Origin of the sequence: Nocardioides sediminis (assembly GCF_003047295.1) — a bacterium.
Taxonomy (GTDB): Bacteria; Actinomycetota; Actinomycetes; order Propionibacteriales; family Nocardioidaceae; genus Nocardioides; species Nocardioides sediminis.
The window spans coordinates 490,774-509,971 of record NZ_PZYZ01000002.1; the positions used below are offsets into that span (position 1 = coordinate 490,774).

Below are 19,198 nucleotides of genomic sequence, written 5' to 3' on the forward strand. Positions count from 1 at the left end.
CATGCCCGACACCACCGCTCCCGCTCTGCCGGACACCCCGGCCGAGCTGCTGCGCGCGGTGCGCGAACGCAAGCAGGCCGCCGATCGCAACGACGTGGAGATGATGCGGCTGGGCGTGCGCTGGGCGGATCTGCACCTGGCCGACCCGGTGCACGCGGAGGCGTGCTTCACCTCGCCGAAGACGTTCGCGGGTGAGGGGTCGCCGTCGATCGATGAGTTCTGTGTGCCGGAGTTCGCGACCATGCTCGGTCGCACGTGCGACTCCGCGGGGCGGTTCCTGACCGAGTGCGTGGAGGTGGCCTACCGGCTTCCGCAGCTGTGGGGTGCGGTGCAGGCGGGACTGGTGGCGGGGTGGAGGGCGCGGGTGATCGCGCAGACCACCCTGGACCTGACGCTCGAGGCGGCCACGTATGTGGACGAGCAGGTGTTCTGGTGCGCCAACCGGCTCACCCCCTCCGCGTTGGGCAGGGTGGTGGACGAGGCCCGGGTCAGGTTCATGCCCGAAGAGGTCGAGAAGGCGCTGGAGAAGTCGGCGGACAAGCGCAACGTCACCTTCGACATCCAGCAGGTCTCCTTCGACGGCACCATGCACCTGGAGGCGGACCTGGAGATCCGCGACGCCCTCGCCCTGCGCGAGGCGGTCGCGTCGGGCGCGGAACACCTCGCGAAGCTGGGGTCCACCGACACCGTCGACGGGCGTCGGGCCACGGCGCTGGGGGGACCTGGCGCGCCGGCAGCTGACCCTCGGCTTCGACCAGACCGACGACACCGAGGATGGCGACCACGTGTCGGCGGTGGTCGGGGTGCGAGCCGCGAAACCGACCGCGCCGGTGACGCAGATCGTCATCTACGCCCACCTGTCCGCCGACGCCATCACCGGCCTGGCGGGCCCGACTGGTGACGCGACCGGTGAGGCACTGTGCGCCCGTGTCGAGCAGGCCGGCCAACGCCTGCTGTCGGTGGAGCAGGTCCGCGCCTGGTGCGGCCGCCCCGACGCCCGAGTCATGATCAAGCCGGTCATCGACCTCCGCGAACGGTTGGAGACCAAGGGCTACACCCCGACCGCGGCGATGCGGGACTACGGGATCGTCCGGGACGGCACGTGCGTGTTCCCGTGGTGCGGCCGCAACGCCCGCCTCGGCGACCTCGACCACATCGTCCCCTACGACCACGACCACCCCGACCGGGGCGGACCGACGAGCACCGACAACCTCGCCGCCCTGTGCCGCCGCCATCATCGGCTCAAGACGAAGGGCCGCTGGCGTTACCGGATGACCGAACCCGGCGTCTTCGACTGGACCAGCCCGCTGGGCTGGACCTATCGACGCGACCACACCGGCAGCCGGTTCACCGGACGGGCCGGGCCCGAACCCGGCCACGTCCTCCGGGACGATCGATGCAGCGACCCGGACCTGCACCCACCCGACGAGTAGCCACCACGCCCCGTACCCCGCCACACTGCCAGCGGCGGGGTCACAGGCGCGTCCGGGGCACACGCTGGGGCGGATGCGTCGTAGGGCGCCGACACGGTCGCGGCGATCACGCGTGCCGGCACCGTCATGCGACCGCGGCCTCGATGCCGCGCGCTCACCCCGGAGGCATCACGTGCTCGGCGGACTCCCCGGGCGGCGGGACGACGACCTCACCGTCGACGAGGTAGTCGACGACGAACGTGGCGGTGCCCGCAGGGACCTCCACCGCGTAGTAGGTGCCGCCCTCGTGCTCGAAGGTCTTGGCCTCGAACGGCTCGTCGCCGCCGATGGCGACCCGTACTTGGTCGACCTCCGGGTGGAGTGCACCCACCCAGAGCATCCCGTCGCCGACCACCTGGCCACCGTCGGACCAGTACGAGTAGTCCGGTGTCGCGTTGGTGGACCGAGGTGCACACCCGCCCGCTGTGGGCTCGCCGAAGAAGTAGCCGACGGTGTTCCACTCCTGGCCCACGATGTTGCCGTCCTCGGCGATCACCTCGATGCCGGAGGGATGGCCCTCGCACCGCGGGACGTCCCGACCGTCGACGATCCACCAGCGCTCACCGTCGAGGCTGCCGCTGACGATCGGGTCGGAGGGCGGGATCCGGTCGACGTGCTCGGGTCCGAACCCGACCACCGCGGCCGCGGCCAGTGGGACGGCCGCGACGGCTGCGCCGACGCCCACGAGCAGCCGCCAGCGGCGCCGGGGGGGTTTCGTCGCCGCCTGGGCGGAGACCGGCGGCTGTTCCGGCACGGTGGCCGCGACGGCGGCGAGGGTACGACGGAGGTGCTGGTCCAGGTCACGTCGGTCGTCGGGACGCGTGGTGGTCATGACAGGTCCTTCCGGAGTCGGGCGAGCGCGCGACGCAGGTCGGAGCGCACGGTGCTGGCGGGGCGACCGAGCAGCCGGCCGACCTCCACCAGGGGCAGGTCCTCGTAGAAGTGGAGCACCACGACGGCACGCTGGATGGACGGCAGCCGCCGGATCAGGGCCCACGTCTCGTCGAGCTCCGGGATCGCCGTCACCGCCTCTGGCTCGACCCGGAGCAGCCGGCGTCGGCGGAGCTCTCGGCGATGGTGGTCCTTGGCGAGGTTGACGACGCTGCGCCGCAGGTAGGCGGCCGGGGCCTCGATCCCGTCCCAGCGCGGCTGAGCGGAGGCGAAGGCGTTCTGGACCACGTCCTCGGCCGTCTCCCGCGAGCCCGTCAGCAGGAAGGCGAGCCTGCGCAAGGGCAGGTGCAGCTCCCGGTACGTCGCCTCGAGCGTCGGCATCCCGGGCTCGATCCCCCTCAGTTCGGTCACACTCTCTTGTCGTCCGACCAGGGTCCAGCGTTGCACCTCCGTTGCAGAACGGCCGCGACCACTCGCCCCGGCGGCGTCACGACGGGGGAGGCTCGCCGGGGAACACGAGCGCGTGGAACGTCGCCTCGAACCCGCCGGACGTCGTCTCCCACATGTACATCGACAGGCCCTCGTAGCCCCCGGTCCCGGTGAACCACCACGTCATCATGTCGTGGGTCTGGGGCGTGTAGACGCCGGTGTAGCGACCGACCCAGGCGCCGCCGTCGTTGGTGATGCGGGACTTCCCCCACTGCACCAGCGCGCCGTCGTACGCGGTGCCCCACCGGTCCGTGCTCCACGTCGCGACGTGGGTTCCGCTGACCCGCTCGTCATCGCTCTCGAGCGTGGACCAGAACCTGCCTCCTCGGCCGTGGCTGGTGCCGTCCGGGTCCGACCTGACCCTCCCCTCGTCGAGCGAGAAGGTGTCGGTGCCCGTCACCAGGGTCACGGGCCCGTAGTCGACGGAGGTCGGCGGCGCGGCGGGAGTCACTGTCACGGCCGGGCTCGACGACGACGTGCCCGCGGTCCTCGCGTCGTCGTCCGTGCCGCCGGAGCACCCGGTGACCAGCAGCGCCGTGGCGGCGAGCGCCGCGCCCATGGCTCGCATGTGACGTCACCTCCTTGCCGTGCAGTCCCAGCGTCACGCGGTGCGATGCCGGTCGACAGGGGAGGAGGTCCCCGCGCGGTGCCCGATGGTCGCGACCGCCCCCGAAACCCCTCGACCCGCACGGACGCGGCTGGCAGGGTGGAGGCCAGACCAGAGGAGGACGGATGACCAACGAAGACCTCAAGGCCAAGATGCGCGAGGCGCTGGAGAAGAAGAACACCAAGGAGAAGGGCGTCCACCAGGACGGACCGGTCCAGGAGAAGGCCCACGGGGCCGAGGTGGCCGGGGGAGCAGCGCCCAAGATGCACCGCCGCAAGGCCGGCGGGGGCGGGTCCTGAGTCACCCGTCGTGACGAGCACCACGTGAGCACCCGCGCCCATCCGGGCGCGGGTGCGGCACGATACGGGCCATGTCGAGCCCCACGCCCAGCCCCGCGTCCAGCACGGTGAGCAAGACCAACCCCGGCAACTTCTTCGAGGACTTCACGGTCGGGCAGGTGATCGAGCACGCGACGCCGCGGACGATCACCGAGGGCGACCGCGCGCTGTACGGGTCGCTCTACCCCAGCCGGTTCGCGATCGCGTCGAGCGCCGAGTTCGCCGCCGCCTGCGGCCTGAGCCCCGCCCCGGTCGAGGAGCTGATCGCCTTCCACGTCGCCTTCGGCAAGACGGTGCCGGACGTCTCGCTCAACGCGGTGGCCAACCTCGGGTACGCCGAGTGCCGCTTCCACCGCCCCGTCGTCCCGGGGGACACGCTGCGCACCACCTCGGAGGTCATCGGCCTCAAGCAGAACTCCAACGGCCGCACCGGCGTCGTCCACGTCCGGTCCACGGCCACCAACCAGCGCGGCGAGACGGCGCTGGACTGGTGCCGCTGGGTCATGGTCCACAAGCGCGACGTCGACGCACCGGCCCCGGAGACCGTGGTGCCCGACCTCGCCCCGGTGGTCGCCCCGGAGGACCTGGTCGTCCCCGAGGGCCTGGACTTCACGGCGTACGACTTCACGGCGGCGGGGGAGCCGCACCGCCTCGGCGACTACACGGTCGGCGAGAAGATCGACCACGTCGACGGCGTCACCCTCACCGACGCCGAGCACATGATGGCCACCCGGCTGTGGCAGAACACCGCCAAGGTGCACTTCAGCACCGATGCCCGCCCCGACGGCAGGCGGCTCGTCTACGGCGGGCACGTCATCTCGCTGGCGCGCGCGCTGTCGTTCAACGGCCTCGCCAACGCCCAGCTGGTCGCCGCGATCAACGCCGGCTCGCACGTCGCCCCCGCCTTCGCGGGCGACACTATCCACGCCTGGTCCGAGGTGCTCGACACGGCGGAGACGGACGCGCCGGAGGTCGGCGCCCTGCGCCTGCGCCTGGTCGCCACGCGCGGACGCGACGAGTCGATGACGCTGCGCGGTGACGACGGGAAGTACGCCGAGGGCGTGCTGCTCGACCTCGACCTCTGGGCGCTGGTCCCCGCCTGAGGAGACGCGCCACCGCCGGCGGTGCCACACTCGCCGGATGAACGTCCACACCACCTCGACCCAGGAGCTGTGGCTCGTCCGGCACGGCGAGACCGAGTGGAGCCGGTCCGGCCGGCACACGTCCACAACCGACCTGCCGCTCACCGAGCACGGCGTCGAGGTGGCCCGCGAGCTGGCGCCGCGGCTGGCCGACGTGGACTTCGACCTGGTCCTCACCAGCCCCCGCCGCCGCGCCCGGACCACCGCCGACCTGGTGGGTCGGCCGGAGGCCGAGGTGGACGAGGACCTCGTCGAGTGGGCCTACGGCGACTACGAGGGCGTCACCACGGCGAGCATCCGCGAAACCGTCCCGGGCTGGAGCGTGTGGACGCACCCGGTGCCGGGAGGCGAGGACGCGGACGAGGTCTCGGCGCGCCTCGACCGGGTCGTCGCCCGGGCCCGCGAGCAGGCGGGCCGGACGCTGGTCTTCGGCCACGGGCACGCCCTGCGGGCCCTCACCGCGCGCTGGCTGCACCTCCCCGTCGAAGCCGGCCGGCACTTCCGGCTCGACACCTCGACCCTGTCGGTGCTCGGCTGGGAGAGGGAGTCACCGGTGCTGCTGCGCTGGAACTCTTGACGCGCCCCGACGCCCCCGCCACCGTGGAGCAATGCTCGACCCTGGGTGCCCTCGCTGCCCGCGGCCCGTCGTGCGGGCCGATGGGGGCTGGGCGTGCCGCGACCATGGCCCGGTCACCGCACTGTGGCGGCCGGTGGAGGCGTCGTACGAGGCGTTCGTGGAGCACCTCGAGCGCGCTGGCGGCTTCCCGACGCTCCTTCCCTGGCCGCTCGGGCCGGGATGGCACATCAGCGGGTTCGGCGTCGTGGCCGGCGCCGACGAGGGCCCCCAGGCGACGGTCACCTGTTCGTCGGGCACCAGCGCGATCGACGGCCCGGTCGACGTCCTGGTCGTCACAGAGGAGCCGGGGACCGGTGTCGGCACGCGGGTGGCGCGACTGCCGGGCGACACCCCCGGCGACCTCGGGGACGACCCGCCGCTGACCAAGGTGCGGGTCGGGCACGTCTCCGTGCCGATGTGGCCGGTGTCCACCAGCTCCGCCCCTGCCGGAACGCCGGGGGTCGAGCTGGACCGCTTCGTGCTCGTCGGCGAGGAATCGGGCCGCTGGCTGTGGCTGGTCATCCGGCCGGCGTCGGCGATGCTGCTCCTGCGCGACGAGTGGATCCTGCGCGACGCCGCGGGCCTGGGCCCGCCGCTGGTGGAGCTCGCGTTCGGGGGCCCGGACCCGGGCTGGTGAGGTCTCGGCGATCCGCGTCCCGCCCCCGTCCGGTGCCAGACTGACCGCGTGCGCATCGACCTCCACACGCATTCCTCGGTCAGCGACGGCACGGACACCCCCGCCGTGCTGGTCCGCCGGGCGCACGAGGCCGGCCTCGACGTCGTCGCGATCACCGACCACGACACCGCGGACAGCTGGGGCGAGGCGGAGGTCGCGGCCGGGGAGGTGGGCATCACCCTGATCCGCGGCATGGAGATCAGCACCCGCCTCGGCCGCGCGTCCGTGCACCTGCTCGCCTACCTGCCCGACCCGACGTACCCGCCGCTGGCCCGGGCCCTGGCCGACGTGCTGGAGGGGCGGAACGACCGGGTCCCGGCCATCTGCGCCAAGCTGCGCGCGCACGGCGTGGAGCTGACCGAGGACGACGTACGCCGTCGTGCCGGCGACGCGGCCGCCACCGGGCGGCCGCACGTCGCCGACGCCCTGATCGACGCCGGCGTGGTGGCCAGCCGGGAGGAGGCCTTCGCCGCCTGGCTCAACCCCGGCCGTCCGGCGTACATCGACCGCTACGCGATCCCGCTGGAGGAGGCGGTCTCCCTCGTCGCCGCGGCCGGCGGCGTCAGCGTGCTGGCCCATCCGTGGGGACGCTCCCGCGGCCCGACGCCCGAGCAGATCGCGCGGCTGGCCGGCCTGGGCCTCGCCGGCCTGGAGGTCGACCACCAGGACCACCCGGCTCCGGTCCGCGACGAGCTGCGCGGCCTGGCCGACGACCTCGACCTGGTCGCCACCGGCTCGAGCGACCACCACGGCCTCGGCAAGGTCGACCACGACCTCGGCTGCAACACGACGGCGCCCGAGGAGCTCGAACGGCTCCTGCACCGTGCGGGCGACGCCGCGAGCGCCAGCGGCCGGACGACCCCGGCGCTGCTCGTCCCCTGAGCCCCGGCCGCGGCCTCCTACCGGCGCCCGATCGACTGGAACCGCTGGAGCACCCCGGTGGGCACGGCGCGGGCGAGGGCCACGACGGCCTTGTACTGGGCGCCGGGGACCGAGAACACCCGACCCTTCGCGTGGTCCTCGAGCGCCCTCTCCACGAGGAAGGCCGCGTCCAGCCACATGAAGCCGTCGCCCCGCCTGACCTGCATCCGCTCGTGGAACTCGGTCTTGGTGAAGCCGGGGCACAGGGCGGTCACCGTCACGCCGGCGCCCCGGTACTCGTGGGCCGCCCACTCGCTGAAGCTGTTGACCCAAGCCTTGGCCGCCGAGTAGCTGCCGCGCGGGAGGAACGCCGCCACCGAGGAGACGTTGATGATGCCGCCGCGGCCGCGCTCGGTCATCGCGCCCAGGGCGGCGTGGGAGAGCCGCAGCACCGCGGTGACCAGCACCTGCAGCATGGCGACCTCGTCCTCGACCGGGTTGTCGAGGAACCGCTTCTTGAGCCCGAAGCCGGCGTTGTTGACCAGCAGGTCAACGGGACGCTGACGGTCCGCCACCCGCTCCTCGACCCGGGCCAGGTCGTCGGCGTCGACGAGGTCGGCGCGCAGCACCTCGACCCGCACGCCCGCGGAGGCCCGGAGGTCCGCCGCGACCGCCTCCAGCCGCGTCTCGTCGCGCGCGACCAGCACCAGGTCGTGGCCCCCGTGCGCGAGCTGCCGGGCGAACTCCAGGCCGATGCCGGCGGTGGCCCCCGTCACCAGCGCGGTGGGGCGGGAGACCGGGTGGACGGCCGGGGGGACGGGCGCGGCTGCTGAAGTCATGCGCCCAGCATTCAGGTGTCGTCGCGCCGCGGGCAACCGGGTCGGGCATGATGGGCCCCGATGACCAGATCACGTGCAGTGACGCTCGCGGTCGCCAACCAGAAGGGCGGCGTCGCCAAGACCACCTCCGTCGCCTCCATCGGCGCCGCGCTCGCCGAGCAGGGCCACTCGGTCCTCCTCGTCGATCTCGACCCGCAGGCGTGCCTGACCTTCTCGCTGGGCATCGACCCCGAGGACCTCGACATCTCGGTCCACCACGTGCTCACCAAGGGCGTGGACCCCTCCGAGGTCATCCTGGAGACCGAGGACGGCGTCGACCTCCTCCCGGCCACCATCGAGCTCGCCCGCGCCGAGGCCGACCTGCTCACCCGCACGGGTCGCGAGCACGTCATCAAGGGTGTCGTCGAGCAGCTCGAGGAGGACGAGGCCGGCTACGACTGGGTCCTGCTGGACTGCCCGCCCTCCCTCGGCGTGCTGACGGTGGCCGCCCTCACCGCCGCCGACGGCGTCCTGGTGCCGCTCCAGTGCGAGACCCTGTCGCACCGCGGCGTCGGCCAGCTGCTCGACACCGTGCACGACGTGCGCCGGTTCACCAACCGGACGCTCGAGGTGTGGGGCGTGCTCCCGACGCTGTACGACGGACGCACCAACCACGCACGCACCGTGCTCGAGACGATCAGCGAGACCTATGACCTCGAGGTCATCGAGCCGCCGATCCCGAAGACGATCAAGTTCGCCGAGGCGCCCGCCGCCGGCCGCTCGATCCTCGCGACCAACCGCAGCAACAAGGGGGCGCAGGCCTATCGCGAGGTGGCCACCAACCTGGTCACCCGCTCCCAGCGACCCAAGGCCAAGAAGGCCGGCAAGACCCCGAAGACCGCCCGCCGGGCCTGACGCCGATGACCAGCCGCCGGTCCACCCGTGCCCGCTGGGGCCGGGTCGTGCTGGTGCTGGCCTCCGCGACGGTCACCACCGTGGCGGTGCTCGGGGGAGCCGGAGTGCTGCCGGTCGAGCGTGACGGGGCGGTGGCGGCCGAGCGGCCCACGGCCCGCCTCGCGACCCGGGCGACCCCGACGGCGGCCACTCCGGCCGCCGACGCTCCCACGACCGCGCCCAGCCCCGACGCCCCCACGCCCGGCACCGCAGCGCCCGGGGCCGACCCGACCGCCCTGCCTGCAGGCTCCGGCTCCGGCTCCGGCCGCCGGGTCGTCTTCAGCGAGTCCGCACAGCGGGTCTGGCTGGTCACCGCGACCGGCACCGTGCGGCGTACCCACCTCGTGAGCGGCAGCCTGACCGACAACCTCCGCCCCGGCACCTACGAGGTGTGGTCCCGCTCGCGCTGGGCCGTCGGGATCGACGACTCGGGGGTGATGGAGTACTTCGTCCGGTTCGCGCACGGGAAGCGGGCCGCCATCGGCTTCCACTCCATACCGACCAAGGACGGGGAGCCGTTGCAGACCCGTGCGCAGCTGGGCACGCCGCAGTCCCACGGGTGCATCCGGCAGGCGCTCCCGGACGCCGTCGCGACGTGGAGGTTCGCCACCACCGGCACCACCGTGGTCGTCGTCTGACCCCCGGTGCCCGGGCGTACGACGATTTGGCGCCACGCCGAGGGGCTCTCCTACAGTGCGCGGATGCCTACGACGACCACGTCCCTCGTAGCAGCCGGCGTCCTGGCCCTCGGGCTCAGCACGACCCCGGCCGTCACGACCGGGATCGCCCACGCAGAGCCGGCCACCAGCACCACGACGACCCCCGCGTCGACCACGACGTCGCCCGCCCCGTCGACGGCCGACCGGCCCCGCAACGGGTACGGCGTCCGGCTGACGACCTTCAACATCCTCAGCTCCTCGATCGCCCGTGGCGGCGTCGACCGCGCCGGCCGCGCGGCACGGTGGGTGCAGAAGGAGAAGGCGACGGTCGCGGCCTTCCAGGAGGTCGCCAAGGACCAGCTGCGCCAGATGCAGCGGACGATGTCGGGCTACAACTTCTTCCCGCGCCGCACGCTCGGCACCCGCGGCTCCGCCATCCAGCTCGCCTGGAAGACCTCCGAGGTCAAGCTGATGAAGACGGGCTACGTCATGCGCCCGTTCCTCGGCTGGCAGCGTCCGATCCCCTACATCCGCCTCAAGGACCGCGACACCGGCCGAGGCTTCTGGGTGATGGCGATCCACAACGCCCCCGGCGGCCACGAGACCGAGCGGGACGTCTCCACCGCCAAGGAGATCGCGCAGATCAAGGCGATGCTCGGCAAGGACCGCCCGGTCTTCGCCATCGGCGACGTCAACGAGCGCTCGGAGTTCTGCACCAAGGTGGCCCGTGCGACGCCGCTCGTCTCGATGAACGGCGGCACCGCCAAGAAGCCGTGCCCGGTCCCGCGCTTCGGCGGGCCCGACTGGATGATGGGCGCGCGTGCGGAGTTCTCCGACTTCGCCAAGGTCTACAACGGCATCAGCGACCACCCGGCGCTGACCGCCAAGGCCTGGGTGCCCTCCAAGAACTGACCGCACCCCGCAACGCGACAGGGACCCGGCGCCGTGAGGCGCCGGGTCCCTGTGCGTCCGGGCACCCTCGGGGTGCCCGCGGAGGTCAGTCCGTGGCCGCGGCCGGGCTGGCGGAGCCGCCCGAGCGGGTACGACGACGCCGGTTGCGGTTGCGGTTGCGGTTGGGGCTGGTGCCTTCGCCCGCCGGCTTGTCGGAGCCGGTGTCCGCGCCGGCGCCCGCCGTGGCGGACGCGCCGGCCTCGACCGGGGCGCCGCCCCGGGTCCGGCTCCGGCTGCGGTTGCGGTTGCGGGGCGCGCGCTGCTGGCGCTCACCCGCCGGGGCACGGTCCTCGCGCGGCTTGCGCTCCACCGGCGCCGGCTCCACGAGGCGGCCCTTGGTGCCGGACGGGATGCCCTGGTCGTGGAAGAGGTGCTCGGAGGTCGAGTAGGTCTCGAGCGGCTCGGGGAAGGGCAGGTCCAGCGCCTTGTTGATCATCTTCCAGCGCGCGACGTCGGCCCAGTCGACCAGCGTGATCGCCGTGCCGCTGGCGCCGGCGCGGCCGGTGCGCCCGATGCGGTGGACGTAGGTCTTGTCGTCCTCCGGGCAGGTGTAGTTGACGACGTGGGACACGCCGCGCACGTCGATGCCGCGGGCGGCGACGTCGGTGCAGACGAGGACCTTGAGCTTGTCCTCGCGGAACTTGGCCAGGGCCTTCTCGCGCGCCACCTGCGCCATGTCGCCGTGCAGGGGAGCGGCGGCGAAGCCGCGCTCGGCGAGGTCGTCGGCGATCCGCTGGGCCTGGCGCTTGGTGCGGGTGAAGACGATCATCTTCTCCGCGTCGTCGGCCTGCAGGACGCGGCCGATGATCTCGGGCTTGTCGAGGTCGTGGGCGAGGTAGATGAACTGCGCGGTGGCCGGCACCGTGGCGTTCTCGTACGACGACTCGGCGCGGATGTTCATCGGGTGCCGCATGTGCATGCGGGCCAGCGAGACGATCGCGGCGGGCATGGTGGCGGAGAACAGCATCGTCTGCCGCGTCTCCGGGGTCATCCGCAGCAGTCGCTCCACGTCGGGGAGGAAGCCGAGGTCGAGCATCTCGTCGGCCTCGTCGAGCACGAGGGCGTGCACGTGGGAGAGGTCGAGGGCCCGGCGGTTGGCCAGGTCGATGAGCCGGCCGGGGGTGCCGACGACGATGTCGACGCCGGAGGCCAGGGTGTCGAGCTGGGTGTCGTAGCCGACGCCGCCGTAGACGGTCAGGACGCGCAGCCCGAGGTCGGCGCTGGCGAGGTGCAGGTCGTTGGACACCTGGAGCGCCAGCTCACGGGTGGGGGCGACGATGAGCGCCTGCGGCTTGCCCTGCGGCATGTCGGCGTACGCCGGGTCCGAGGGCGCGACCGAGCGCTGCAGCACCGGGATGCCGAAGGCGAGGGTCTTGCCGGTGCCCGTGCGGGCCTGGCCGATCAGGTCGGTGCCCATCAGGGCGACCGAGAGGGTCATCTCCTGGATGGCGAAGGGAGTGGTGATGCCGGCGCGCTCGAGCGCGTCGCAGATCTCGGGGAGCACCCCGAGCTCGCGGAAGGTGGTCATGCGGTTCGCTTTCTTCAAGAATCGAGTCCGTGGGAGCGGCGGACCCGAGAAGCAAGCCAGCCGCGCACATGCGTCGGCGCCGGGACTGACCGGAGGGGTCCGCCGGGACCGCGGAGGGCTGCTGCGCTCGGGCTCCGGCGTGGCGCTCGATGCGGCCACTGTATCCCCTAGGGTGCCGACATGACTGAATCCTCCGCCGAGCCGGCCGGCCCGGGTGCCGGCGGGAGCCCCGTCGACGCGGTCCACGACCCCGCCTACCGCGAGGCCGTCATCGAGCTGCTCGGCGCCATCGCGTACGGCGAGCTGTCGGCCTTCGAGCGTCTCGCCGAGGACGCCAAGCTGGCTCCGACGCTGGCCGACAAGGTCGCGATCGGCGCGATGGCCGCCGCGGAGTTCGGCCACCTCGGCAAGCTGCAGGAGCGGCTGGAGTCGCTCGGCGCGGACCCGTTCGCGGCGATGGAGACCTTCCGTCCCGGCTTCGACTCCTTCCACCGCCACACGGCGCCCGCCGACTGGTACGAGGGGCTCATCAAGGCCTACGTCGGCGACGGGCTGGCGGCGGACTTCTACCGCGAGATCGCGGCCTACCTCGACGCCGACACCCGCGACCTGATCATCGACGCGCTCGACGACGCCGGCCACTCCGCCTTCGTGGTCGAGCGGGTGCGGGCCGCCATCGCCGTCGACCCGCGCCTGGGCGGCCGGCTCGCGCTGTGGGGCCGTCGGCTCATGGGCGAGGCGCTGACCCAGGCCCAGCGGGTGGCGGCCGAGCGGGACGCGCTCAGCGCGCTGCTGGCCGGGGGAGTGGACCGCCCGGGGCTCGACCTCGCGGCGCTGGGCCGGATGTTCGCCCGCCTCACCGAGCGGCACGCGCAGCGGATGGCCGACCTCGGTCTCGACTCCTGACGGCGGAGCCCGCACGACCCCGGACACGGCGAAGGGCCCCGCACCGTGTGCGGGGCCCTTCGTGGTGCTGCGTGCAGGTGGTGCGTCAGACCCGCGTGCGCGAACCGGTGTTGCGGCCGGTCACGGTCGAGGCGATCACGACCAGGACGGCCGAGGTGATGACAGCAACGATCCAACGGACCCAGTCGACACCGCCGGAGCCGTCGCCGCCGAAGGCCGCGTAGATGTAGTAGCCGAGGATGATTCCGCCGATGCCGCACAGCACGGTGAGCCACAGCGGGATGTTGTCCTTGTCGCCGGGGGCGACGAGCTTGCCGAGGAGGCCGATCACGACGCCTCCGATGATGAGCCACAGGATGTCCACGAGTTCTGCCTTTCGGATGCCGCACCCTTGCTGGTGCGATCGCTGCCGACCGTGTGGTCGACACTTCTCATCATCGTCCGGCGAGGGACCGGGTTCAAACACCAACCCCCTACAGGGGTGATGGGCGCGTCGCGGCCCTCATCGTCCGCTCAGCGGAAGCCGACGGCCTTCGAGGTGCCGCCGCCGATCTCGACGTACGCGATCTTGCTGCCCGGCACCGCGATGCGGCGGCCCTTGGTGTCGGTGAACGCGAACAACCCGGACGAGGCGACCGCCTCGGCCAGCTGGGTCTCGATGTCCTCGGGACTGGCGTCGGTCTCCACGACCAGCTCGCGGGGGGCGTGCTCGACGCCGATCTTGACCTCCACGGGGCAACTCCTTCAGGTGTGTACGGGGGTGTGTTGTGACGGTAGCCAGCCGGTCCTCGAGGCACGACCCGGGGGTGGCGCCTCAGTGGTCCAGCGGGTAGCCGCGGATCCCTCGCCAGGCGAGCCCGGCCACGAGGGCCGCGGCGTCCTTCTGGCTGATGCCGGCGGTCTCGGAGAGCCAGAACCGGGCGCTGACCTGTGCCATTCCCACCAGCGAGACGGCGAGCAGCCGCGACGCGTCGTCCGGCAGGCCGGTGTCCTCGTGGATGACCTCGGCGATCATCGCGGCGCACTCGGTGGTCACCCGGTCGACGTGCTCGCGGACGGCCGGCTCGCTGGTCAGGTCGGACTCGAAGACCAGGCGGAAGGCGCCGGTGTCGGCCGCGACGTAGGTGTAGAAGACGTCCATCGTGGCCTCGACGCGGCGCTTGTTGTCGGTCGTCGCGGCGAGCGCCTGGCGGCAGTTGTCGATGATCGTGTCGCACGAGGTGTCGAGCAGGGCGAGGTAGAGCTCGAGCTTGCCGGGGAAGTGCTGGTAGAGCACCGGCTTGGAGACGCCCGCCCGGTCGGCGATGTCGTCCATCGCCGCCGCGTGGTAGCCCTGGGCCACGAAGACCTCCAGGGCCGACTCGAGCAGCTGGGCGCGGCGTTCGCGTCGCGGCATCCGGCCGCCGCGCGGCCGGGCCTCTCCCGGTTCGAAGCGGTCAACGCTCACGTGTGTTCCTCCCACGGATGGATGAGCCCGAAGCCTACTCGCAGGTAGACGGGTGGACGTGCAGGGACGAGGGGCGCGGACGAGGCAGGGGCCCCGCGTGGTGCGGGGCCCCTGCTGTGTCGTGCTGTGCGTGCGGTGGACGGTGCCGTCCCGGTCAGGGGTTGGACACGGCCACCGTCAGGAAGCCGCCGGTGCCACCGGTGACCGTGGCCTTGACGCCGACCCCGGCGACCTTGACCGAGTTCTGCGGGTTGGCCGAGGACCAGTACCGCAGCGGGTCGCTGTCGTCGAAGGTCGGGATCCCGGCGTTCGCCGGGGCGCAGGCCGCGAGCTCCTGGACGGTCTCGTTCTTGCCCTTGCCCACGAGGACCTCCTTGTGGAGGCAGGTCTCCGGGACGGCCGTGGTGCCGAAGGCCGCGTCGAACGGCTGGCGACGGTTGCTCGGCCGCGTGCCGTCGGAGTAGGTGAACGGCGCCGGGCGGGCGTCGACGGGCAGCGCGGACCCCGCACCCGGGTGCGTGGCGACGTTGTTGTCGGCGTACGCGTCGTTGACGTACCAGACCACCATGCCGGGACGGAACTGGAAGAACTCCACCCAGTTGGGCTTGGTCAGGCCCTGGGAGAAGTTGTAGGGACCCGTGCCGAGCGTGGAGTCGTAGCCGACGTGCTGGCGGTTCTCGATCAGGTAGTAGCGCGGCGTGGTGACCGTCTCCGAGCCGGTCGAGATCTTCCAGCCGTCCACCGTCCAGCCGTTGGCGCCCGCCTCGGCGCCGTCGGTGACGGTGCCCGCGGCGGACTTGATCGCGATGTCGTCGAGGAACGCGCCGGCCTCGTTGACGCCACCGTCGGTGGCGTAGCGGAAGCGGAACAGGTGCGGACCGGACGAGGTGTAGCGGTAGCGCAGGCCCTTCCAGCGGTTGCCCGACGAGCCGTCGACCGGGTTGCCGACCTGGGTCCAGTTCTTGCCGCCGTCGGTGGAGGTCTCGGCGTACAGGTAGTCGTAGCCGGCCTCGATCTCGTACCACGCGGAGGCGGTCACGGTCACCGAGCCCGAGGCGTCGACCTGACGGGTCAGGGTGTTGTTGAGGCCGTCGCCGCGGCCCGACCACCAGGCGTTCGAGCCCTGCGGGGGCGTGGTGTACGCCGTGGTCGTGGTGAGGTCGGGCAGGTTGACCTTGACCGCCTGGTCGGCCTCGTTCGCCGTCGTGCCGGGGTCGTCGTAGGTGTTCTGCGACGGGCCGAGGTTGAAGGTGCCGGCCTCGCCGGAGCCGACCTCGGAGTAGTCCAGCCACCCGAGCTCGAGCTTCTCCTCGGGGCCCATCAGGCCGGGCGTGGTGCCGATGCCGTCGCCGGCGGCCTCGCCGTGGCCCAGCCACGAGCCGGAGGACATGAGCGTCCAGAAGCTGGTGCCGTTCTCGCCGCCCGCGGTGTCGTAGTAGTCGGGCAGGCCGAGGTCGTGGGCGTACTCGTGGGCGAACACGCCCAGGCCGCCGTTCTCGGGCTCGACGGTGTAGTCGCCGATCCAGATGCCGGAGTCGCCGATCTCGGTGCCGCCGAGCTTGTTCTCACCGGGGCCGGTCTGGCCGTAGTCGGTGCCGTTGACGTACCAGCGGTGCGACCAGATGGCGTCGGGGGAGGCGCCGGCCTCCTCGCCCTCGCCGGCGTGCACGGCCTGGAAGTGGTCGATGTAGCCGTCGGACTCGTTGAAGTCGCCGTCGTTGTCGGCGTCGTAGCGGTCCCACACGTCGAGCGCGGAGAGGTAGGCCTTGACGTCGGCAGGGGACTTGCCCGACGCGATCTGGTCGGCGTACCACGCGTCGACGGTGTCGGCGATGAACTGCCACGAGCCGCCGTTGTCCTCGACGTCGTTGGCTCCGTAGGAGGCGAGGGTGCCCGGGACGGTGACCCAGTCCTCGACGGTGGAGGAGACGGCGTACTTGCCCGAGGACACCTTGCGGTAGTAGTCGGCCATCGACTCGGACGGACCGTTGAAGAGGTCGTCGTAGTAGGCGGCGTCGAAGTCCTCGCGCCACACGGTGGAGTTGTCCTGGGAGCGGTCGGGCTCGGGGATCGAGTTGTGCTCGGTGTCGGAGAACTCCGAGAGCACCGTGAAGATCCGGTCGGTGCGGTTGACGGGGAACTCGAAGGCGGCGGGGGCCGCCTCGCTGCCCGGCTTGTTGCCGGCGAGGGAGACGGTCGCGCCGCCGCCCTGGCGGCGCTGGAGGTCGGCCGAGCCGTTGGCCAGCATGGCCAGCGCCTTCTGGCGGAGCTCGTCCTGGCGCTTGGTGAGCGGGCCCGGACGGTTGTCGGGCCGGTGGGCCGCCGCCTTCGGGTTGTCGTCGGCCCGGTCGGGGGACGCAGTGGCCGTGGTCGCGGAGACCGTGGCCGCCATCGTGGCCGTGACCGCGAGGGCGGTGCTTCCGGTGAGGAAGCGTCGGGTGAGGGATCTCAAGGTGTCGTGCCTTCCCGGATGTGAGGGGACGCCCGGGTGGGCACACGGCGCACGACGGCGCCGGTTGGTCCTCCCGAGCAGGATTTTTTCAACGAGGGCGACCCTCACCCACGAAGGACGTCCTGACAAGACCCCCGGGGCGGTGACTTGTCGTTTCGTGATCGTCCGGATGCCGGGACGTGACCGGGCCGCGGCCGACCCGCGGGGAACATGGACGGCGTCGAGGGCGTTGCGCCGAACGCCCCCGATGACCCCCGAGAACCTAGGAGTACGCCGTGTCGTTCGCCCCGCTCGTCGAGCCTGCCGCCGAGCTCACCACCGACGAGGTGCGCCGCTACAGCCGCCACCTGATCATCCCGGACGTGGGCATGACCGGCCAGAAGCGCCTCAAGAACGCCAAGGTGCTCGTGATCGGCGCCGGAGGGCTCGGCTCGCCCGCGCTGCTCTACCTCGCGGCCGCCGGCGTCGGCACGCTCGGCATCGCCGAGTTCGACGAGGTGGACGAGTCCAACCTGCAGCGCCAGATCATCCACGGCATGTCCGACATCGGCCGGCCCAAGGCGGTCTCGGCGCAGGAGTCGATCGCCGAGGTCAACCCGCTGGTCGAGGTCGTCGTGCACAACGAGCGCCTCGACAACGACAACGTCAAGCGCGTCTTCGAGGGCTACGACCTCATCGTCGACGGCACCGACAACTTCGCGACGCGCTACATGGTCAACGACGCGGCGTACTTCCTCGGGATCCCCTACGTGTGGGGCTCGATCTACCGCTTCGACGGCCAGGCGTCGGTCTTCGCGCCGATGCTCGGCGAGGACCTGCCGTGCTACCGCTGCCTCTACCCCGAGCCGCCGCCGCCGGGCATGGTCCCCAGCTGCGCCGAGGGGGGCGTGCTGGGCGTGCTGTGCGCGAGCATCGGGTCGATCCAGGTCAACGAGGCGATCAAGCTCCTCACCGGCATCGGCGAGCCGATCGCCGGCAAGCTGATGATCTACGACGCGCTGGAGATGGAGTACCGCAAGCTCAAGGTGCGCAAGGACCCCAACTGCGCCCTCTGCGGCGACAACCCGACGGTCACCGACCTCATCGACTACGACGCCTTCTGCGGCGCGGTGTCGGACGAGGCGGCCGAGGCCGCGGCCGGCTCGACCATCTCGGTGAGCACCCTGGAGCAGATGCTCAAGGAGCGTGAGGCCGGTGAGCGCGACTTCGTGCTGGTCGACGTGCGCGAGCCCAACGAGTACGAGATCAACAAGATCCCGGGCTCGGTGCTGATCCCCAAGGGCGAGTTCCTCAACGGCAACGCCCTCGGGCAGCTCCCGGCCGACAAGCAGGTCGTCATGCACTGCAAGTCGGGCGTCCGCTCGGCCGAGACCCTGGCCATCGTCAAGGGCGCCGGGTACGCCGACGCCGTCCACGTCGGCGGCGGCGTGGTCGCCTGGGTCTCGCAGATCGACCCGAGCCAGCCGACGTACTGAGCCGTAACGCGACCCGGGCCACCTCGTTGGCCCGGGTATGCGTACACCGACGAAGGTCCTGACCCTGGCCTCCACGGCCGTCCTCACCGCGGCCGTGGCCACGGCCACCCCTGCCGCCGCCGTCGAGGAGCCCTCCCGCACCGCGTGGGCGCCTGCGGAGACCGCCCAGATCCACCCGGGCGTGCAGATGTACACCGAGGGCGCCCAGTGCACCGCCAACTTCGTGTACGAGGACGGCTCCGGGGCCACCTACGTCGGGTACGCCGCGCACTGCGCGGGGACCGGTGAGGCGACCGACACCAACGGCTGCGACGCGGCATCCCTTCCGCTCGGCACCCGGGTCAGCTTCGTCGAGGGCGGCTCGCTGGTCACCGGGGGCACCACGGTGGGCGAGGGCACGCTGGCCTACTCGTCGTGGCTGACCATGCAGCAGCGGGGCGAGACCGACGAGAACGCCTGCGCCTACAACGACCTCGCCCTGGTCGAGGTCGACGCCGCCGACGTCGGCAAGGTCAACCCGTCCGTCCCGTTCTGGGGCGGCCCGGTGGCGCTCAACACCGCGGGCACCGCCGCCGGCGACACGGTCTACTCCTACGGCAACTCCAGCCTCCGCGGCGGTGTCGAGGCGCTCTCGCCCAAGCAGGGCACCAGCCTGGGCACCGAGGGGGAGGGCTGGTCGCACCCGGTCTACACCGTCACCCCGGGCGTGCCCGGTGACTCCGGCAGCGCCTTCCTCGACGCCGAGGGCAACGCGCTGGGCACCCTCTCGACGCTCGCCATCGCCCCGCTCGCCGGCTCCAACGGCGTGGGCGACCTGGCGCACGAGCTCGGCTACGCCCAGCAGCACGGTCCGCTGAGCGGCCTGCGCCTCGTGCCCGGCACCGAGCCGTTCAGCCCCGTCCTCTGACGCGGCCGG

22 protein-coding genes are annotated in these 19,198 nt (G+C 72.3%); 13 read left to right on the forward strand and 9 right to left on the reverse strand.

The genetic code is table 11. The annotated features are described in order from the left end of the window. Position 1 precedes the first annotated feature (1 nt). Positions 2-901 (forward strand): hypothetical protein, encoded by a 900-nt coding sequence (locus tag DAI17_RS21215; protein WP_199904978.1) that lies wholly within the window; start codon positions 2-4, stop codon positions 899-901. Then, entirely contained in the window at positions 831-1,433 is a 603-nt protein-coding gene (locus DAI17_RS21220; protein ID WP_234412325.1) for an HNH endonuclease signature motif containing protein, read from the forward strand. The genes DAI17_RS21215 and DAI17_RS21220 overlap by 71 nt, the downstream gene beginning before the upstream one ends. A 154-nt stretch (positions 1,434-1,587) precedes the next feature. Here the strand turns inward: DAI17_RS21220 and DAI17_RS07155 are convergent, their stop codons facing one another. The 3 genes from DAI17_RS07155 to DAI17_RS07165 all read right to left on the reverse strand — a co-directional run bounded on the left by DAI17_RS07155 (position 1,588) and on the right by DAI17_RS07165 (position 3,420). After that, positions 1,588-2,304 carry a hypothetical protein gene (locus tag DAI17_RS07155; protein WP_107772200.1) on the reverse strand — a complete coding sequence of 239 codons (717 nt, stop codon included), beginning with the start codon at positions 2,302-2,304 and terminating at the stop codon, positions 1,588-1,590. Next, on the reverse strand, positions 2,301-2,774 hold the full coding sequence (locus DAI17_RS07160; protein ID WP_159081400.1) for a sigma-70 family RNA polymerase sigma factor: 474 nt from the start codon (positions 2,772-2,774) through the stop codon (positions 2,301-2,303). The genes DAI17_RS07155 and DAI17_RS07160 overlap by 4 nt, the downstream gene beginning before the upstream one ends. 76 nt (positions 2,775-2,850) lie before the next feature. Then, complete coding sequence (locus DAI17_RS07165; RefSeq protein WP_107772202.1) at positions 2,851-3,420, reverse strand: hypothetical protein; 570 nt, start codon at positions 3,418-3,420, stop codon at positions 2,851-2,853. Positions 3,421-3,584: 164 nt separating this feature from the next. Between DAI17_RS07165 and DAI17_RS20905 the strand changes: the two genes are divergently transcribed. The 5 genes from DAI17_RS20905 to DAI17_RS07185 all read left to right on the forward strand — a co-directional run bounded on the left by DAI17_RS20905 (position 3,585) and on the right by DAI17_RS07185 (position 7,113). Next, positions 3,585-3,758, forward strand: a complete 174-nt coding sequence (locus tag DAI17_RS20905; RefSeq protein WP_159081401.1) for a DUF5302 domain-containing protein — start codon at positions 3,585-3,587, stop codon at positions 3,756-3,758. A gap of 71 nt (positions 3,759-3,829) precedes the next feature. Then, positions 3,830-4,900 carry a MaoC family dehydratase gene (locus DAI17_RS07170; protein ID WP_199904979.1) on the forward strand — a complete coding sequence of 357 codons (1,071 nt, stop codon included), beginning with the start codon at positions 3,830-3,832 and terminating at the stop codon, positions 4,898-4,900. Positions 4,901-4,937: 37 nt separating this feature from the next. After that, positions 4,938-5,516, forward strand: coding sequence for a histidine phosphatase family protein (locus DAI17_RS07175; RefSeq protein WP_107772203.1), 579 nt, complete (start codon positions 4,938-4,940; stop codon positions 5,514-5,516). A gap of 31 nt (positions 5,517-5,547) precedes the next feature. After that, entirely contained in the window at positions 5,548-6,192 is a 645-nt protein-coding gene (locus DAI17_RS07180) for a DUF6758 family protein (RefSeq protein WP_234412327.1), read from the forward strand. 48 nt (positions 6,193-6,240) lie between these two features. Next, the gene (locus DAI17_RS07185) at positions 6,241-7,113 is read left to right on the forward strand and encodes a PHP domain-containing protein (RefSeq protein WP_107772204.1); all 873 of its coding nucleotides are present in this window, start codon (positions 6,241-6,243) and stop codon (positions 7,111-7,113) included. A 17-nt stretch (positions 7,114-7,130) separates the two neighbouring features. Here DAI17_RS07185 and DAI17_RS07190 read toward each other — a convergent pair whose 3' ends face one another. Continuing rightward, complete coding sequence (locus tag DAI17_RS07190; protein ID WP_107772205.1) at positions 7,131-7,931, reverse strand: SDR family NAD(P)-dependent oxidoreductase; 801 nt, start codon at positions 7,929-7,931, stop codon at positions 7,131-7,133. 60 nt (positions 7,932-7,991) lie between these two features. On the opposite strand from DAI17_RS07190, the gene DAI17_RS07195 reads away from it, so the two are divergent. From DAI17_RS07195 to DAI17_RS07205, 3 genes are all read left to right on the forward strand, one after another. After that, positions 7,992-8,825 carry a ParA family protein gene (locus DAI17_RS07195; protein WP_107772206.1) on the forward strand — a complete coding sequence of 278 codons (834 nt, stop codon included), beginning with the start codon at positions 7,992-7,994 and terminating at the stop codon, positions 8,823-8,825. Between the two features lie 5 nt (positions 8,826-8,830). Continuing rightward, positions 8,831-9,502, forward strand: coding sequence for a L,D-transpeptidase (locus DAI17_RS07200; protein WP_107772207.1), 672 nt, complete (start codon positions 8,831-8,833; stop codon positions 9,500-9,502). Positions 9,503-9,565: 63 nt separating this feature from the next. Continuing rightward, the gene (locus DAI17_RS07205; protein ID WP_107772208.1) at positions 9,566-10,435 is read left to right on the forward strand and encodes an exonuclease/endonuclease/phosphatase family protein; all 870 of its coding nucleotides are present in this window, start codon (positions 9,566-9,568) and stop codon (positions 10,433-10,435) included. Between the two features lie 85 nt (positions 10,436-10,520). On the opposite strand, the gene DAI17_RS07210 is transcribed toward DAI17_RS07205, so the two are convergent. Next, positions 10,521-12,002, reverse strand: coding sequence for a DEAD/DEAH box helicase (locus DAI17_RS07210; RefSeq protein ID WP_234412329.1), 1,482 nt, complete (start codon positions 12,000-12,002; stop codon positions 10,521-10,523). A 180-nt stretch (positions 12,003-12,182) separates the two neighbouring features. On the opposite strand from DAI17_RS07210, the gene DAI17_RS07215 reads away from it, so the two are divergent. After that, positions 12,183-12,908, forward strand: coding sequence for a ferritin-like fold-containing protein (locus DAI17_RS07215; protein WP_107772209.1), 726 nt, complete (start codon positions 12,183-12,185; stop codon positions 12,906-12,908). 85 nt (positions 12,909-12,993) lie between these two features. Here the strand turns inward: DAI17_RS07215 and DAI17_RS07220 are convergent, their stop codons facing one another. The 4 genes from DAI17_RS07220 to DAI17_RS07235 form a co-directional block, all read right to left on the reverse strand. Next, complete coding sequence (locus DAI17_RS07220) at positions 12,994-13,272, reverse strand: GlsB/YeaQ/YmgE family stress response membrane protein (RefSeq protein WP_107772210.1); 279 nt, start codon at positions 13,270-13,272, stop codon at positions 12,994-12,996. 149 nt (positions 13,273-13,421) lie between these two features. Then, on the reverse strand, positions 13,422-13,640 hold the full coding sequence (locus DAI17_RS07225; protein WP_107772211.1) for a DUF3107 domain-containing protein: 219 nt from the start codon (positions 13,638-13,640) through the stop codon (positions 13,422-13,424). 82 nt (positions 13,641-13,722) lie between these two features. Next, positions 13,723-14,355, reverse strand: coding sequence for a TetR/AcrR family transcriptional regulator (locus DAI17_RS07230; RefSeq protein ID WP_456093750.1), 633 nt, complete (start codon positions 14,353-14,355; stop codon positions 13,723-13,725). A gap of 154 nt (positions 14,356-14,509) precedes the next feature. Beyond that, positions 14,510-16,807, reverse strand: coding sequence for an immune inhibitor A domain-containing protein (locus DAI17_RS07235; protein ID WP_234412331.1), 2,298 nt, complete (start codon positions 16,805-16,807; stop codon positions 14,510-14,512). A gap of 275 nt (positions 16,808-17,082) precedes the next feature. Here DAI17_RS07235 and moeZ point away from each other — a divergent pair, with 275 nt between their 5' ends. Both moeZ and DAI17_RS07245 read left to right on the forward strand, forming a co-directional pair. Further along, positions 17,083-18,282, forward strand: a complete 1,200-nt coding sequence (moeZ, locus tag DAI17_RS07240) for an adenylyltransferase/sulfurtransferase MoeZ (protein WP_107772213.1) — start codon at positions 17,083-17,085, stop codon at positions 18,280-18,282. Positions 18,283-18,319: 37 nt separating this feature from the next. Then, entirely contained in the window at positions 18,320-19,189 is an 870-nt protein-coding gene (locus tag DAI17_RS07245) for a hypothetical protein (RefSeq protein WP_107772214.1), read from the forward strand. Positions 19,190-19,198: the final 9 nt, after the last annotated feature.

Excerpts from the sequence above, each read along its gene's own strand:
- DAI17_RS07245 (WP_107772214.1), top strand. The coding sequence starts at position 18,320 with ATGCGTACACCGACGAAGGTCCTGACCCTGGCCTCCACGGCCGTCCTC.
- DAI17_RS07155 (WP_107772200.1), bottom strand. The coding sequence starts at position 2,304 with ATGACCACCACGCGTCCCGACGACCGACGTGACCTGGACCAGCACCTC.
- DAI17_RS07165 (WP_107772202.1), bottom strand. The coding sequence starts at position 3,420 with ATGCGAGCCATGGGCGCGGCGCTCGCCGCCACGGCGCTGCTGGTCACC.
- DAI17_RS21215 (WP_199904978.1), top strand. The coding sequence starts at position 2 with ATGCCCGACACCACCGCTCCCGCTCTGCCGGACACCCCGGCCGAGCTG.
- DAI17_RS20905 (WP_159081401.1), top strand. The coding sequence starts at position 3,585 with ATGACCAACGAAGACCTCAAGGCCAAGATGCGCGAGGCGCTGGAGAAG.
- DAI17_RS07170 (WP_199904979.1), top strand. The coding sequence starts at position 3,830 with ATGTCGAGCCCCACGCCCAGCCCCGCGTCCAGCACGGTGAGCAAGACC.
- DAI17_RS07200 (WP_107772207.1), top strand. The coding sequence starts at position 8,831 with ATGACCAGCCGCCGGTCCACCCGTGCCCGCTGGGGCCGGGTCGTGCTG.
- DAI17_RS07215 (WP_107772209.1), top strand. The coding sequence starts at position 12,183 with ATGACTGAATCCTCCGCCGAGCCGGCCGGCCCGGGTGCCGGCGGGAGC.
- DAI17_RS07205 (WP_107772208.1), top strand. The coding sequence starts at position 9,566 with ATGCCTACGACGACCACGTCCCTCGTAGCAGCCGGCGTCCTGGCCCTC.
- DAI17_RS07195 (WP_107772206.1), top strand. The coding sequence starts at position 7,992 with ATGACCAGATCACGTGCAGTGACGCTCGCGGTCGCCAACCAGAAGGGC.
- DAI17_RS07175 (WP_107772203.1), top strand. The coding sequence starts at position 4,938 with ATGAACGTCCACACCACCTCGACCCAGGAGCTGTGGCTCGTCCGGCAC.
- DAI17_RS07180 (WP_234412327.1), top strand. The coding sequence starts at position 5,548 with ATGCTCGACCCTGGGTGCCCTCGCTGCCCGCGGCCCGTCGTGCGGGCC.
- DAI17_RS07210 (WP_234412329.1), bottom strand. The coding sequence starts at position 12,002 with ATGACCACCTTCCGCGAGCTCGGGGTGCTCCCCGAGATCTGCGACGCG.
- DAI17_RS07190 (WP_107772205.1), bottom strand. The coding sequence starts at position 7,931 with ATGACTTCAGCAGCCGCGCCCGTCCCCCCGGCCGTCCACCCGGTCTCC.